Genomic DNA, 16,656 nt, shown 5'->3' with positions numbered 1-16,656 from the left:
TCGTTGCTTGCAGCCTTTTGCCTGCAGCTTGTGGTGCTCTATTGTCACTGCACAACTCCTTGTTGCAGTGACCAGTTCGTGTTCTTTTGGTGGGCCCGGCAGGATTCGAACCTGCGACCAAGGGATTATGAGTCCCCTGCTCTACCGCTGAGCTACAGGCCCTCAATTACGTTTTACGCACACAAGGGTTACGAACATTGTAGCGGGAGCGAGTGGTTTTTGCTGCAAGTTGGGGCGCGTAGCAAGATATGTGCTGTATTACTCGAAACTTTCGATCAAGCGTTGCAATTGCCCATGATTTCGCGCAGTCGACCACTGCTCACATCATAGACAAATCCACGTACTGCAACCTCTTTGGGAATCCAGGGATGTGTGCGCAGTTTTTGCAATTGATGTCGTACATTTTCTTCGATGTTTTGGAATGCGTAGAAAAAGGCAGGGGCAACGGCTGCGGTCCCGGTGCGATTCTGGATTCTTGTACGCAAATCCTGTTCGGTCGTATGCATCAACCCGCAATCGGTATGGTTGATGACCATAATTTCTTCTGTACCAAGCAGGTAGTGCGACACTATCAGCGATCGTAAGCTGTCGTCTGTGACGATTCCACCGGCATTGCGGATAATATGTGCATCTCCGGTCTTCAATCCCAAGGTACGAATCGAAAGCCGCGTATCCATGCAAGTGAGAACTGCCAGCTTGCGTTCTGGGCGAGGGGTCAACTTACGCAAGTCGTGGGTGCGAGAGTAGATTTCATTAGCTTCCAGGACGTCATCAATTACGCTCATGGCCAACACAGTCTAACAAAATTCAATTTTAAATCTGGAACTCCAGCAGGTCTTGAGGGTTTTCACGTATTGTGGTTGTTCTTTGTTTGCTTAACGTTGCATTTCTTGTTAGATCCAATGGTAAGGCCGATTATTGAAGATTCATACGCGACGGTTTCGTTCTACCTGCGCTTATTCGATCTCCAGCGCAGCTTGTGATTCGCGCGCCATAGGGTCACGTGGGACTCGACTAGCAACCTCGGCGAGCGCCTGGTATGCCACCGGCAGGTTGCTTTTGCTCAGCGTTTTGATGGCGATCCGCCGAATGGAGGCAGGGATTTTCTCGTTTTTCAAGATACGGGCCAGCGCATCGGCGGAACCATCTTCAGGCACGGCAGCCAAAACATGCATGGCGTCCTCTTTTTCGCGAAGCCTCTCTTCCTGCAGGGTGATAAACACCTCTAATCCTGGGACGCTTTCCGGAGACTTCATAAAACGAAGTTCCTTCAGCACTTCTTCCAGCACATGGGGCTTGAGTTGGGGTAGTGCGTCGGCCAGGGCTGCGGCGCGGCCGAGAGCTTTGCTTTTGACAATCACCAGAAAGGCGGCTTCTTGCACACGCTCGTCGTTATGCCGCAGGGTTTCACGCATGTCCTGAATGATTTCAGGATCATGGGTTTCTGTCAGCACGAGGCAGGCATTGCGCACTACATACCAGCGCTCGTCACGCAGCTTGCTGCGTGCTACATCGTGGGCCACAAGACCCATCTGGCCGATCAGGCGGATGAGCGCCAGCCGGTTCGATGCAACCTTTTCTTCTTCCAGCCGCTGAAAGATTTTTTCTGCGCCGAGCCGGCCCATCAATCTCAGAATGGAGACAACCATGCGTTGTCCATACCGCCGCAATGAATACAATTCCACGAGCCGCTCGATACTACGTGGCCCCAGCAGGTTGCCCAGAGCCTCTCCGCAGCAGTCTTTATGCAACTGTGGACTACGAAGACGGGATTTCTCCAGGTTCTGCGCAATTTGAAAGATTCCATCAAAATCTTCGTAGGGCGCCATGCAGTGTGCTGCAGTCGCCAGGCAGTTGGCTATATGCGTGTGGTACCAGCCGCGGAATGCCTCGTCAAAGAGCGGGCCGGTCAGGCGATCTGCCACCTTTTGCATAAAATCCTTAGTCTGCATGCGTGCGATGCTTTGCAGCAGTTCCGGCGCTCGCGCCAACTCCACGACCTGCAACTCATGCGGGCTCAAGTCGAGAATGGCGAAATAATGTTCCACCAGGTCTGTGGCCTCTGTCAGTTCTCCGCGGCGGACGGTGTTTTTTACATGTGTGGCCAAGCGTTTGAATTCGGCCGCCGAATAACGATGCAAGCCCATGAGCTGTTTGAATTTTTCTTCGTCAGAGAACTCAATCCAACGCAGGTCTTGTTGAATTCGACCGTAGAATTCGGGTGGCAGATCGGCTTTTTCAAACAACCGGGAGAGCTTCTGCAACATGCGCTCCACTGTTAAAGTGGCGTCCAGGCTTCGTTGCAGCACGCGGACAACCTCTGCCTCGGCTATGGCAGTATCTTCCTGCTGCGCTATTGTAGAGAGGCGATTCGTGGCCCATTGCGCGGCGACGTCTTCCATGAAGTCGGCGGCGATCTCGCGGGCTGGTTTGCCTTTGAGTGCGGCGCGTTTTTCCGAGGAGAGAGCGGGCAATAAAACTTCTGGATTAAATTCTTCCAGCATGTGTGCAAGCGCTGTCAGAGCTTGTGCAGGATCGGCGGATGGGTTGGAGAAAGAACGAATAAGCGCTTTTTGCGCGATGTCCAAAACCTGATTTGGATCGCTGGCAATAGCCGAAGAAGCCACGCGAGAGAATCCCAGCCCAGGAGCTGCACGTCCCGACCCTGAGGCGGCGCCTGTCCCCCCATCTTTACCTGCAATGGCTGTGCTCTCTGAATTACCTGTTCCCAATCCGGGTCCGCCGCTTCCTACCTCCGCAGCAATGAAGTCGGCATTGGAGCCAATTGACTTAATTCCTGGAAAGGGCTCAGGACCTTCTGAACCAGATGCCCCAGCGAGACCAGACGCTCCAGTTCCTGCTGCTCCGGAACCTCCAGAAAACGCTGTGCCCCCAGGACCGCCTCCACTGGTCCCTAAAACGGACTCGGCGAAACTGCCGGCTGCTCCCGGTTCGGCGCCTGTACCTCCTCCTGCTCCAGTGCCGGCACCCCCTCCTGCTCCGGCACCAAGACCTATTCCCACACCGCTGTTATGTTGAGCTTCCCCCGCTGGAACTTGGCTTGAGCCAGCTATGCCTCCAAGAGACATCGCACCTCCGATGCCCCCGTGCCCTCCTTCTTCACCACCGCCTCCCATTCCTACTGCTTCCATCAGCAGATCGAGTCCAAGGGTAGGCTGTGACTCCATGGCCAGACGTTGCGCCGCGAGCAATGACTCCGGGTCGCCCTCCAGCACGGTTTCTTCCATGCTGCTGGCTCCCTTAACGCCGGCAATTACGCGTACGCCTTCGACTCTGTTGCGCTCGTAATAACGCCTGATACCACCGTTGGATTCAATGTTTTCAGGAGTGTCGCAAATCACGCCCAAGCATCTGCGGAATCCTCCCAGTGTGATCCCGGCAGGAAAGGTCACGGCGCCTATCCCTCGTTTGGAGAATTCGCTTTCCAGGTTCCGCAGGGTGCGGTCAGGAGTAAGCACGTTGTTGAGTAATACGCGATGATCAATGAATCCAAAGGTGAATTGCTGGACCTGTTTCACTAACGCATTGAGGGATTCGTAACTTTGGCGTACGGCACTATCTACTGCACGGTGGTCAACGGTGAACATGGAGGCCAGCCGGAAAACGGACTGCAACACCCGGCCAAACTTGAGGCCTTCAATCTTCAACCTATTTTTATCTACCACCATAAGTGCGAGGGTAACGGGAGTATGGGGAGGACTGCATAATGAAACAATTCAGCCTGTTTTTCAAGTACTTTATGGCTTCTTAAAAAGCCTTAATTTTCACTCCCCTTCTTTGCGGCCTCCAAGTCAATACCCAGTTGCTGGCATTTCTTATAAAAATGACTGCGTTCCAATCCCAAGGCACGGGCGGTGTTGGTGATATGAAATTGCTGCCGTTTCAACTCCGCCAGCACCTGGTCGCGCTCATAGGCTTCGACTCGCTGGGCAAGCCCCCCGGCAGCAGACGTGTTAGAAGCCTCCCCTGACGACGTAGCTTGCGGCACGGCCGTATGAATCGCTGCAGCATCAATATCATCAGATGCGGCAAAGAGCAAGATGCGTTCCACCGCATTACGCAATTCGCGGATATTGCCCGGCCAATTGTAAAGTTGCAGTTCGCGAATGGCCTCTGGAGAAAAACTTACCGGTTTCCATCCGTTTTGCTCCGCCAGTTGACGGCTGAAGTGCTCAACCAGCAAGGGAACATCTTCCCGCCGCTCGCGTAGAGGCGGCAGTATCACTGGAAAAACGAAGATGCGATGATACAAATCCTGCCGGAATTTTCCCTCGCGCACCAGATTTTCCAGATTGCGGTGTGTGGCCACAACTACACGGACATCCACTTTAACCGGCGCTCCGCCACCCACGCGCTCAATTTCACCTTCTTCCAGCACGCGCAGTAATTTTGCCTGCATGGCTGCGGGCATGTCGCCGATTTCATCCAGGAACAGTGTGCCGCCCTGCGCTTGCTCAAATTTGCCTACGTGGCGCGAAGCGGCCCCGGTGAATGCTCCTTTTTCATGTCCAAATAATTCGCTCTCTACCAGCTCAACTGGAACTGCGGCACAATTCAACGTAATCAATGGACCTGCTTTGCGCTGGCTACGCGCATGCAGTGTGCGCGCAACCAACTCTTTGCCGGTGCCACTCTCGCCCAAGATGCAAACCCTGGTTTCGGTAGGAGCCACGCGCTCAATTTGCGCCAGGATCCGCTTCATAGGCTCGCTGGTGAATATCATTTCGTGCTTGCCGAGTTTCTGCCGGAGCTGACGGTTTTCTTCTTCCAGGCGCTTGAGGCGCAAAGCATTTTCTACGGTGAGCAGGAGCTTATCTGAAGAGATTGGTTTTTCCAGAAAATCAATGGCGCCCAGCCGGGTAGCGCGCACGGCCATGGCGATGTGGGCCTGCCCGGACATCATTACCACGGGCGTGCTCATACCCAGGGCTTTGAACTCTTCCAGAAAAGCCAGGCCATCTTTGCCGGGCATGACCACATCAGAAAAAATCAGATCGAATTCTTCGGTCCGGAGCACTTCCAGAGCGCGCGTGGCGCTGTCACAGACCGCAGCCTCGTGCCCTGCCAGCCGGAATGCGCGAGCCAGCGAGGCCAGCGTGTTGGGGTCGTCATCAATAATCAGCAGTCTAGCTTTCATCTTGCAATCACTCTATTACCGCGACTTAATAATCGCGCCCAAAAAACATGTTCCCGGTCCGTACCCGCCAAGTATTACTCCCACACCCCCCATTACTTGGAGTAGTCCAAGGCTTGATAAGTCACTACAATTCAACGACATACGGCCCTCTGGAAGTAGTGCCTACAAGTTATCTTCCAATTCTAATCATCATTATCATCCTAATAACCGGCTTTTATCTACAGGCTTGGCTGTAAACCGCTCCGCCGTTACGCTAAGCTTAGATTACACAGACCGGTTTTTATGGGGTCCCCTGCCAGCCTCAGCCATTTACCTTTTAGTAATTTTCAGCGCATGGCTTTCCGGCCCAAAAAGTCGGCGCCCACCTCCCACTTGCTGCAAGTGGTTGGAACCACCTGAACAGCCCGTGATCACCGCATATTTACTGGGCAAAGTCGCTTTTGCGGCGGGCACTTGCTGAGATAGTCTGCGGTGTTTACTAGATAGATATCATCCGCGGATCGGTTCTGAGTTACTGCCTTTGCGAATTTTCAAAGAGCTTTTTATCTAAGGGCTACGCGGTAAAACCGCTTCGCCCTCGCGCTGCGCTCGCGCTATCCGGCGCTCGCTTCGCGCTCACCCTGTATCTAAAAGGCTACGCGGTAAACCGCTTCGCCCTCGCCCCTCCGCATTCTGGATGCGCGATACACTTCCGAAAACGATGGTACTCCATTTTTCCTCAGGAACTAAGAGTTTGATACCACAATGGGACCACATTAACATTTTCGATTTAAGAATTACGATTTACGATTTGATATTCAACGATTGCAGAAAGCCTGCCCGCCATTCTAGACGGCTCGCTGCTCACCCCAAGAACAAAGCCGTCAAGCCGATGTGGCTTGACGACTTTGTTATAGCTTAGGCGCCTGATTGTAACCAGGCAGCTTGCGGCCGGGTTATTAGAATGTGACCTTCAATCCAAACTGCAACTCTCTGGCGGTGGTGCCTTGCGCCAATTGCGTGATCACCCCTGCCCCGGAGTTGACTAACAGGGGTGAATTCACACCGTTGGTGTTGATCACAAGGGTGTTGTTTCCGCCTTGTGGAGAATCCCAATTTTGGATGTTGAATACGTTGAAGGCTTCAGCGCGGAACTGCAGCGTCGTACGCTCGGTCAAGTGAATGTTCTTGCTCAAGCCGAAGTCCATGTTGACCACGTGCGGTCCGCGGAAGGCATTGCGCCCAACTGTCCCAAACGATCCGATGGGAGTCACGAAAGCGCAAGGGTTGAACCAGTTAGCGATCGCCTGGACCCGATCGGGGGCCTTTCCGCCCTGGGAGATCGTGGTTGCACATCCCGGGTCGGGATTGGCCGGCACCGGCCCTGCCTTGAAGGGATCAGCGCCGGGAACGAGGTTGGGACGGAGGTAGCTACCCGGAGCCCCGAAGTTTCCACCGAGGGCAGCGAAGTCACCGCTGACGCCGATGTTAAAGGGCTGGCCGGAGCGGGCCTGAAGAACATAACTCGTCTGCCAGTCTCCCAATATCCAGGAGAGAGGACCGCTCTGCAACCACGTCTTTCCCCTGCCGAAGGGAAGCTCGTAGATGGCTGACCACGAAAGGAAATGCGTGATGTCATACGACGATATTCCGTAGGCGCTCTTGCGATCGAAGAAGTTCTGGATGGTTCCATTGCCTCCACCCAGCCCATTTTCGGCGCTGCCGAAGTAGCCGCTGCTGGTATCCAAGGATTTGCTCCAGGTGTAGGACACCAGAGAGCTGAGGCCATGGGAGAGCCTGTTCTGGAATCGAGCTTCCAAAGCATTGTAGTTGGCATAGCCAATGCTGCGAGCATAGGTGGCGGAGGAGGTCACCCAGGGCATGGGCCTGAATTGATCTATGGCGAGACGGCAAAGGTTGCCAGGTGCGCCGTTGGCACAGGGCATAGAAGGAACGTTGGCAGAGTTGGCGTTCCCGCTGTAGACCAACCGGCCGCTGTGGCTACCGACGTAGGCAGCCGAGACCATCATCTTGGAGGTCAACTCGCGTTGCACTTCCAAGTTCCACTCGGTGGCGTAGCCATCCTTATAATTAGGATCGTTCTGGTTTCCACCCTGGTTCCAGGGGTTGCCGGTTACGCCGGTGTAGGGAGGCAGCGGGTTGGCAAAACCCAGAGCCTGCTGCTGAATGATGGTCATTGCAGGCCCACCCAATCCCTGATAGATGGCGGGGCCAAAGGCGCAGGTAGGAGGGGTGGTAGCGTTGCCGTTGGTGCAACCGTCAGCGCTTGCGTTGAACGGGCCAGCATCAGGCCAGAGATTGGCTTCCAGGGTGTTCTGCGCCCATTGGCTGCGGGCGGTCATGGAATCCCAGTAGACGCCAATGCCGCCACGCACCACTGTTTTAGGCGTAGCCGACCATGCAATACCGAGCCGGGGCCCCCAGTTGTCTTTGATGGGCGGCGGAGCAAAGTCGCTCCTGCCCATGAAGACGAGGCTGTTGGCATGGGGATCGCTCAGGAAGGCATCGGGGATGCAAGGCGCCTGGCCGGCAGCACTGCATGTGGGAAGTTGACTGGAGCCAACCAGGTAGTGCTGACCGGTCAGGTCATAGAAGCTCCACAGCCGGTGATCGAGCGTCTGTACGCGGGTGGTGTAGTCATAGCGCAGACCGGCGGTCACGGTTACGTTGGATCTCATCTTCCACTCATCCTGGATGAAGGCGCCCCAACCCGCGAACTTGAACTTCACCTCGCCGCCATGAGGCACAGGAAGCTGTGATGTAGAGCTGGTGGAGAGGCCCAGGAGCGCCGTGGCCATGTCTATTCCCGTGTTGGAAACGCTGAGTTGGGATGTCGGCCCAGGAGCGAAAGTATAGGTCTGGAAGGTATTGAGCTGGATGCGGCGGGTGTCAATGTACATGAAGCCGGTCTTGATGTTGTGGTTGCCCTTCAGCCAAGTGAGGCTGGGGGCAATGCTCCAATCAGGGTTCTTGCGGGGGGCGGAGCCTCGAATTCCAAAGCTGCCGCTGCCGCCGTTGGTTAAGTTGCCAACGTTGACCAGTATGCCGTGGTACTTGTCTGTATTCAAGAAGCCAAGCTGCGACAGGCCAGAAACACCTGCAGGGTCATCGTTCTGCTGGCTGGCGTCAACCCCGGGCCGGTCGGCAACGCCGCCACGGACATCGAGGATGACATGGGGGTTAAAGGCATGCACCCAGTCGCCGCCATAGTTGCGGCCCTGCGAGCCGCCCTGTGTGGAGCCCAACTCACCAATAGGAGTAAATATCGAATTCCGCTGCTCGGTGTAGCGGAAGAAAACGTTATCGGCATCGCGGAAGCGGTGGTCAATACGGACCGAGAAGGCATCGGATTGGTTCCGTCCCGGGCGGTTGCGAATAAAGTTGACGGTTGGATTCTTGGGATCGGAGAAATTCGGCGTGGCCGCATACGTTTTGAAAAACTGCTGCATGGGCCCAAAGATCAGCGCCTGCGGAATCTTGTTGCAAGCTACGCTGCCCGCGGGCGGAGCACCGCCGGGCGTGAACTGGTACATTTGCCCGGCGACGAGCGGCAAAGGATTGCCTGCGGCATCACAACGGAACTGGTCGCGCACGAAGGTTACGTTGGGCGCCACGCCTGTTGCCCGCGTAGAGTAGGGGTTAAAGATATTGTGATAGAAGGTTGGGAGCTTGCCATCAGGACCGGGTTGAGTGAAATCACCGTTGATTTCTGCCAATGTGGGCACGCGTGAGGTGGCGCCATCGGCTTTGCTATAGCGCCAGCCATCGTACCCCACGGCAAAAAAGGTTTTGTGTTTGATAATCGGTCCGGTGACAACGGCGCCAAACTGGTTTTGGCGGAATGGGGCCGGGGCCTTGGGAAAGAGTTGGCCCGGTTGACACCTGCCGGGCGAGCATTTGGCGTCTACGAAGCTATCGCGTGCGTCGAAGTAGTCATTGCGTAAAAACTCGAAGGCCGTAACATGAAGACCTTCACTGCCGGCCTTGGAGACCACATTGACGATGCCGCCGGCGGCGCCACCGTACTCCGATTTAGCGTCGTGGCCGACGATCTTGAATTCCTGGATCAGATCGGCATTGGGAATGACAACGTAGGTCGGCCCACGCACATTGGTGTTAATAATCCCGTCATAGTAATAGAGCTTGGAGCGGTTCTGCTGACCATGGAACGAGGCATCGGAGAATCCTGACCCGGGCAAGCCGACATTGCCTTCGCAGCAGCCCACGCTCTTGTTCTGGGCGGTGGAAACCGGGGTGACACCCGGCGTCAGGGTCAGCAACTGGGTGAAGTTTCTGCCGTTCAGCGGCAGCTCCTGCACAGTTCTCTCGTCGATTACGGTTCCCAATTCGGTCGTGGATGCTTCGATGAGGGGGGCGGCAGCCTGCACCTCTACGGTTTCGGTAATCTGGCCTATGGCAAGCTTGAGCGGTTGCGAAATTGTGGTGTTGACCTGCACTTCAAAGGGCGCAACTGCGGCCGTTTTGTAGCCCTTGGCCTCCACCTTCAGAACGTATGTCCCCGGCCGGACGTTGACGAACACAAAGTAGCCGGTGGAATTTGTTGAAGTTTGATCCTGTAATTTCGTGCCCTGATTAATGAGTTTTACAGTCGCTCCCGAAACCACCGATGCAGATTGATCTGTCACTGTTCCATTGACTTCGCTTGTGGCTGTCTGAGCGAACGTCATTCCAATGGTTAGAAAGCAAGCCGCCAGAATGGCGGCCGCGATACGAGCAAAATGCCTTTGCATGATTTTCCCCCTAAACAATTTTGTAGAAGCAGTGCCAAGTTTTCATTGGCGGTCTGGGGATCCAAAGGCCACGAATGGGACTTCTTCAGTTTATTGGCCCTGAGAAGTTTTCCTTTGAACCTGCGAACCCGCACAAATCGCTTTTTGCAATGAAAGCGTTTTCAACGTATGAACGATATAACACGATGACAGGGAGTTCAACTCAAAAACTTGGTATTTCATTAGATGAAACGTGGTTTGGTCTGCTCTATTTGGTTATTTGCTCGCCTTGAAGCGGGAGTGATTACAGTCACCCTTGTTGGTGATGTGTATTTATGTCTGTCTGATTGACGAGCTTTACATCTGATTGCTGGTTGGTCAGAAATCAGCTTATATAACCTAGACCTGTTTAGTTTTTTCCGTACGTAAAGAACAGCATCGCCTAGACAAGAAAACGCAAGATCCTTCGCGCCAAAAAACGGCGCTCAGGATGACAAGATGCAAACGGAATGGCGAAATAGGACATACAGTAATAGTTAAACGGTAATTAAGGTATAGGAAGGACCTACAGCGGGTGTTTGGGCAATTCCATCACAAAAGTCGTGCCTTTGCCGGGGGTGCTGTTGACCCAGATCTTGCCATGATGGTCGCTTACAATCGACTGCACAATGGCCAGTCCCAGTCCGGTACCGTATTGCTTGCTGGTGTAGTAGGGCGTGAACAGGCGCTGGCATTCTTCTTCGGTGAGTCCGACGCCGGAATCTTCCACCTCAATGCGCACAGTTGTGTCGTGGTTGCGCGTGCGCAATGTCAATGTTCCATGTTCCTGGATGGCATCCTGCGCATTCAAGACTAGATTGGAAAGCGCCCGGTGCAGCAGATCGGGATCGGCGTCAATCTTTTCTTTATCCAGGGTCGCATCCAGCTCCCAGCGTGGAGTGATCAGGGGACGATCTTTGGAGCTGAATTGCGGCTCGTAAACTTTCACCGCTCTCTTCGCCGCTTCATTGATTGAAATCGCCTGCATTTGCGGCGCGGGCATCTTGGAAAAATCACTGAAGCGCCCAATGATGGTCTTCAAATTGGCGACTTCTGCCAGCAAGGTTTCCGCACCCTCCTGGAAAACTTCCTCAAATTGCTCAGGACTGCTTTCTTTTGCACGCAGCATATTTTCCACGGTGATTTGCAGGGGAAACAGAGGGTTCTTCAATTCATGGGCGAGGCGCCGTGCCAGTTCACGCCAGGCCGCAACACGCTCGCTTTGCAGCAGGCGCTCGCGTTGCTCGAGCAACTCGCGCGTCATGCGGTTAAAGGCATAAGCCAGCCGCCCAATTTCATCGTGCGCGGAGTCATCCACTTGCGTGCCAAGATGGCCGGCGGCAACTTCATCGGCGGCAACCGCAAGCCGTTCTACAGGACGCGTCACACGTGCCGCGAGCCACATACTGAGCAAAATGCCAAAAAGAATCCCGCCGCCAGCGACGGCCAGCGCAGTCCACTGGATGCGGCGAGTGAGGTGCAGCAGTTCCGCACGCGAGCTGCTCACCAGCAGGACCCCTAACACATCATTATTTCTGCCGGACAACGGGATTCCATAAACCGTCTGGGTAACCGGCGAAGCCCCAGACGAATCAGCCCACGCAACGGTGGCGTGCTGTTCACTGCGTTGCTGCTGCACACCGGAGATCAAATTGTTAAGTTGTGACCAGCGCGGGTCGCTTTCATCCCAGGGGACAACACCCTGGCTGGTCAGCAGCGTTGCTGACGCCGTGGGCGCGAGCGGAGCGCGATAAAGCCAGGCATCCATGCCGCGAGGCAGGGCCAGCGTTGCCATAAATTTCCGGTCCAGGCGCTCTCCGCCAGCGAGATAGAAAATCTTGTCGGCGACTTCGACGGGGCGCACGGTGATGATGGCCAGAGTGTCTCCGTCGGGAAGCTCGATTTGTTTTAGAAAAGCGGATTGTGCCTTCCACTCGGCAAGTGAAGCTTGCGCGATCCATGCTTCCTTGAATCCAAAGCGCGCCGGCCATTGCTTAGAGGAGATGATCGTGCCATCCTGCGCGGTCAGTTCCAATAGATCGTCGAGCCGACCTGCGTTCAGATGATCGGCTTCCTGCCAGAAGGCGGAGTAATCAGGCGCGGAGGCCATGTCCACGGCTATCCGGCGCATCTCGTCTGAATCAGCAATGGCCTCAACCTGCCGGGTTATATCGGCTCCGCGCTGGGAGAATTCCTGGTGAAACTGGCTGACCAGCGCCTCGGTGCGGTCTTCGTCAATACGTTCGTAGGCTCGCGTCGTGCTGGAAGAAACCAGCGCAGCCACAAGAAAGACCGTGAGCGCAATGGTGATCGTAAAGAGCGCGACCAGCCTGGCCCGCAAACTCACGGACGGCCTTCCGCATGCGTATCGGAACCTTGAGGAACTTCAAGCCAAATGTCAGCCATGCTCGAACCACCTTCGCGGGACTGTACCCAGTTCTTGACCCGGCCGCTCAATCCCCACGCTTCGGGTACCTGTGCGATGGGAACAACATGAAATCCATTCAGCAAATCGTGTTCCGAGCGGTAGATTGCGGCTGGCGTATTGGCATCGCTTGCTTTCGGTGCATCCGCGGGGAGTGCATTGGCAGATGACAATGCTGCGGCGAGGTTGTTCAACGCTGTAGAAGCATCCATGGAAACAAAGCGAACCCGCACAAGCTGAAGATCGGCGGTTGCGCCTCGAGCCGTCAGATTTTCACCCAGGGCTTGCATGTTGAGTCCGGCCTCTCGCACATTCACGGCAACTCTTTCGGCTACAGCTTTCGCCAGCGGATCAGAAAAATCATAATCAAGAATGAGCGTGGTGGGAACTACGATCTCGGCGCGCAGTTGCAGAGCACGATCCATGTTGCGCGCCGCGGGAAAAAGAAACGCATAACCGCTCATCCATTGCGGCAGCAGGGCGCCGGAGGGCTCTCCCGCTTTTTGCAGCAGTACATTATTTATAGCTGCTCGATCCAGCGCGCTGGCGATGACCTCACGCAAACGTTCTTCCTGGACCGTGGGTTTGCCCGGGTTGAACACCAGCACCAGTACTTCGTTCGGTGATGACGTCACCACGCGCTTGCCCTCTTGGGCCGCGCGTCGCGCCTGATCAAGGCCAACTTCAATCAGGTCAGTACGCCCCAGCTCCAGATCAACCATCTGATCACGCAAAGAGCGGCCCAGGGTGATCTCAATGGAATCGAGATACGGACGCGCATCCCAGTAGTCGTCGTTCGCCTTTAGAGCAAGCTGCTTGCCCGGCTGCCAGGAGGTAACTTGAAAAGGCCCTGTGCCGGCAATGGAAGCGCCTGCGCCGTGGGCGATGGCGTATCGCATTTGCGCCAGCTCCGCGGGTAAGTTTGGCAGCGGCGAGTCTGATTCAAAAACCAACGTATCGTTGCCCTCAGCATGCACGCGCCAGCGAGGACTAGGAATCTTCAACAAAGATTCGACTGCTTTGGACGCAGTAAATGGGATCCCATCGTGGAATTTGATGTACGAACGCAAACTGAACTGCCAGCTCTTGAAGTCAGGTGAATGTTGCCAGGTAACTGCCAGCGCCGGCAATGGAGAGCCTTTTTGATCGAGCCTGACTAACGGCTCGAAAATCAAAGAAGAGATATGCTCCTGCGCGGCCTGCTCGGAAAAAACTTCCGGCGCCGACGGATCGAGCGAGGGCACCTGTGCGCGCAACTCGACGCGCAGTGTCCCACCGTAATGCGGCCGGGTGGCAGCATGGCCGAGGCCTGCCAGCCACAGGCTAATGGCAAGTAATAGAAAGACTGAACGCTTCATATTTTCCAGTGCTCAGATTTTTGGACACAGCGATGGCGCTGCTGCCATCGACAGCAGCCCACAATGCTGTTACCGGACCGGCGAAATCCACAGGCGCTGCCACCGGCATGAGTGCAACACCTTCGGCTTCGGCTGCCTGAATGGAATCCGATTGCGTATAGTCACCCGACGCGGTCAGCAGGATTTGCCAATTGCGTCCACAGCCAGATTTAATGCCGGCAATATTGCTTCCCCAGCCATTCATTCCCCCTGATGCGTTACCGCTGAAGTGCAGCAGGCTGTTGGTTTGCGCAAAGAACCACTCTTTGGAATCTTGCTGTGCGGAAGCCGCCGAGAAAAACGCCCCTGTGCTTGTGGCGCCCCCGCTTGTCACGCCGGTAAAAAAATTTCGTGCACCGAAGAAACCCCGCGGGCCGTCGCTGGTCGCGCCCAACGGCCAGGGATCATCCGCACTGTGGCATTCCATGGTCAAACCTGAATCGGCAGAGCCGCTGCATTTCATTCCGGGCAAATACGCTTCGAATTTGCGGTCGTGGCCTACAATGAGGCGTCCGCGCAGATCGCGCGGCCACGGCCGCGAGCGCGCAATGGGTTGCGCCTGGTCCAGCTCCCAATGCGATTGCTGCATGTGGTAGAGAGAGACCATAGAAGAATCCAGCACCAGGAGCGCGTTGGGATTTGAACCTCCGCCGAGAATTGCTACATCCAACACCTGGGTAGCATTGGGCTGCGACCAAAGAAAAGTTTTATGCAGTGTCATTGTGCTGGAGACGCCGGGGAGAGGCGGGGCCTGACGGGTAAAAACCGGAATCAGGACCGCATCACTGTTATTGCCATGGCGGATCTCCGCCACCCACAGCCAGCCCTGCACATTTTGTGAGAGCGTAAGTTGTACGTCGGCAACGGATTGATCGGGCTTAACAATCCGCAATCCCGAAGAATTGAACTGCGCTTCTACCGTGTGTCGAATCTCAGCTACATCGCTGCCCGACAGCGGAGAGGTGTTTTTTACGGCAAGCGAAACGTTGGAAGGTGAGCCGACTTTCTCTGCAATCTGATGGGCAAGCTCGCGAGCGGCTTCGTTCCAATTTGTGGGAGCGGATTGTGCTTGCAATTGCGGCAGGAGGAGCAGTATCAGGAGAACACACGCATGTAGTGCTCGAAATGCTTGAGCATCATCGTGGCGTTTGAATTTGTCATTCCGAGGAGTGGAGCGACGAGGAATCCCTATCAGCTCCAAAGATTTCAGGCTCGCGGACAGAGAAGCTATCGGCACAAAAGGGATTCCTCCACTTCGTGTCGGAATGACAAGGACGAGACTCTTTCTATAGTCTCTGAAATCCTGCCCTGATACGCGTCTCGATGCTGCCGTTTACAACTTCGGCAGAGCCCAGACAATAAATATGGGGTTTCTGAGGTCAACGAGCGCATCATAGCATGTTGCTCACTTGGGCTGACTGCTCTTGCCCGGCTGCGGATGACCCCACCACGGCGAAGCAGGATCATCCGGTTGGATTAGCCAGGGCAACCTCCACTAGGCGCTCAGCGACTTGCAGTGTTAGTGGCGGAATCTTCAGCAGGATCATCCTGCGCGGGGGCGGCCTGAGGAGAAATTGTTCCGCCCGGTGTTCCGCGCAGGAGATCTCCCAGGAAGAACTTGCCATCCATGGGAACCATCATGATCTGGATCTTGTCGGAGAGCCGCTCCGCCATGATCTTGTTAATGAGCAGCGGATTCTGCCGCAGGGCTACGGCCTCGCTCTTCAGCCGCTCGGAATCGGCGGCCGCGATCACGCGGATGCGATCGGCCTCCGCCCCGGCCAGCAGCTTGCGGCGTTCGGTCTCTGCTTTGCTATCAATGACCTTGGCTTCGGCCGCAGCTTCGGCGTTCTTGATCGTGGATTCTTTGCGTGCCTCGGCTTCCAGGCGGCTTTGTTCAATCTGCTTCTGCTTGAGCGGGAGCGTGTATTGCATGGCATCAGCCTCGGCCTTGGCTTGCAACACACGCACGCCCGCGTCGCCTTCAGCGCGCTTCACCTCCTGAACCTTGGAGGCTTCAGCCTGCAGCTCGGCAATCCTCACCTGCTTTTCCTGGATTTCGGTTTCTACGCCCATGCGCTCGGCCTCCTGCTCTTTCAGCAACAGGCCTTGCAAGCCTTGGGAATATTCCGGCGGAAGCTGGATGTCGCGCAGCATGACTTCATTCACCACGATGCCGTCCGCTCCCAGTTTTTTCGTGATTTCATCCGACGCCAGGCGGCGGATCTCTTCGCGCTTCACTGCAAAAACTTCTCGCACGGTGTAGTTGGGAATAAGGTCGCGGAAGGTGCTGGCTACGACCGAAGGTACCAACTCGTCTTCGACTGAGGACGGCAGATTATTGTGGATGAACGCCAGCCGGTTGGCGTCTAAACGATAACGCACGGTGGTTGCAATTCCGATGGGCAATCCTTCGCGCGCCTGCACGGTGAGAATGCCGTTCTTCTTCGCTTTGACCTTTGTTTTAGCCGGTGCCGCAGCCTGCTCTTCCGTGCTCTCTTCTTCCTCGCCGCCGGCGGTGAAGATTTGTTCGCGCGTGTCATACAGCACTACATCTTCCAGCAGCGGCTTGACGAAGTGCGCGCCTGGATAAAGCGTCCCCGGCTGCGGTCCGGAGATTTGGCTGACGCGTACGCCGGCCATCCCGCTGGGAATCACAACAATTCCTTGGGACACGAGCATGGGCAGCAATGCCACGGCACATAATTTTGCCGCCCATGCCCAGCGCACCGGCCGAGGGATAGGCAGGTTCTCCGTACTGCCCTTGGCCAGTAAACGGCGATATTGAAACAACAAAGAAAAATCAAAAACGGTTAAGGCTATAGCTACGGCGAAAAACCCGAAGCTGATGGTTGTGAGCAAATATTTGAGCGCCAGCATGTTTCTTCTCCCTAAACTTGCGTAACT

General features: G+C 55.5%; 8 protein-coding genes and 1 tRNA gene. All 9 read right to left on the bottom strand.

Annotated features, from left to right (window positions below):
- Positions 1-87 precede the first annotated feature (87 nt).
- Positions 88-162 (bottom strand) — tRNA-Ile (locus VK738_04680).
- Positions 163-275: 113 nt separating this feature from the next.
- The gene (locus tag VK738_04675) at positions 276-785 is read right to left on the bottom strand and encodes a carbonic anhydrase (GenBank protein ID HTD21924.1); all 510 of its coding nucleotides are present in this window, start codon (positions 783-785) and stop codon (positions 276-278) included.
- Between the two features lie 171 nt (positions 786-956).
- Positions 957-3,668: a HEAT repeat domain-containing protein gene (locus VK738_04670; GenBank protein HTD21923.1), complete on the bottom strand. Its 2,712-nt coding sequence runs from the start codon at positions 3,666-3,668 to the stop codon at positions 957-959.
- A 110-nt stretch (positions 3,669-3,778) separates the two neighbouring features.
- The gene (locus VK738_04665) at positions 3,779-5,158 is read right to left on the bottom strand and encodes a sigma-54 dependent transcriptional regulator (protein ID HTD21922.1); all 1,380 of its coding nucleotides are present in this window, start codon (positions 5,156-5,158) and stop codon (positions 3,779-3,781) included.
- Positions 5,159-6,096: 938 nt separating this feature from the next.
- On the bottom strand, positions 6,097-9,909 hold the full coding sequence (locus VK738_04660; protein ID HTD21921.1) for a carboxypeptidase-like regulatory domain-containing protein: 3,813 nt from the start codon (positions 9,907-9,909) through the stop codon (positions 6,097-6,099).
- A 544-nt stretch (positions 9,910-10,453) separates the two neighbouring features.
- Positions 10,454-12,274 carry a HAMP domain-containing sensor histidine kinase gene (locus VK738_04655; GenBank protein ID HTD21920.1) on the bottom strand — a complete coding sequence of 607 codons (1,821 nt, stop codon included), beginning with the start codon at positions 12,272-12,274 and terminating at the stop codon, positions 10,454-10,456.
- Positions 12,271-13,710, bottom strand: a complete 1,440-nt coding sequence (locus tag VK738_04650; GenBank protein ID HTD21919.1) for an ABC transporter substrate-binding protein — start codon at positions 13,708-13,710, stop codon at positions 12,271-12,273. Before VK738_04650 ends, VK738_04655 begins: the two co-directional genes overlap by 4 nt.
- Positions 13,676-14,986, bottom strand: a complete 1,311-nt coding sequence (locus VK738_04645) for a hypothetical protein (protein HTD21918.1) — start codon at positions 14,984-14,986, stop codon at positions 13,676-13,678. The genes VK738_04650 and VK738_04645 overlap by 35 nt, the downstream gene beginning before the upstream one ends.
- A gap of 266 nt (positions 14,987-15,252) precedes the next feature.
- The gene (locus VK738_04640; GenBank protein HTD21917.1) at positions 15,253-16,629 is read right to left on the bottom strand and encodes an SPFH domain-containing protein; all 1,377 of its coding nucleotides are present in this window, start codon (positions 16,627-16,629) and stop codon (positions 15,253-15,255) included.
- Between the last annotated feature and the right edge of the window lie 27 nt (positions 16,630-16,656).

It is taken from the genome of Terriglobales bacterium, assembly GCA_035487355.1.
Lineage (GTDB): Bacteria > Acidobacteriota > Terriglobia > Terriglobales > Acidobacteriaceae > QIAW01.
The sequence above is the reverse complement of the archived record's forward strand: the minus strand, read 5'-3'. Positions and strand labels throughout refer to the sequence as shown.

What these genes read in the sequence shown, in the direction of transcription:
- VK738_04665 (HTD21922.1), bottom strand. Translation starts at nt 5,158, where the DNA reads ATGAAAGCTAGACTGCTGATTATTGATGACGACCCCAACACGCTGGCC.
- VK738_04640 (HTD21917.1), bottom strand. Translation starts at nt 16,629, where the DNA reads ATGCTGGCGCTCAAATATTTGCTCACAACCATCAGCTTCGGGTTTTTC.
- VK738_04650 (HTD21919.1), bottom strand. Translation starts at nt 13,710, where the DNA reads ATGAAGCGTTCAGTCTTTCTATTACTTGCCATTAGCCTGTGGCTGGCA.
- VK738_04675 (HTD21924.1), bottom strand. Translation starts at nt 785, where the DNA reads ATGAGCGTAATTGATGACGTCCTGGAAGCTAATGAAATCTACTCTCGC.
- VK738_04660 (HTD21921.1), bottom strand. Translation starts at nt 9,909, where the DNA reads ATGCAAAGGCATTTTGCTCGTATCGCGGCCGCCATTCTGGCGGCTTGC.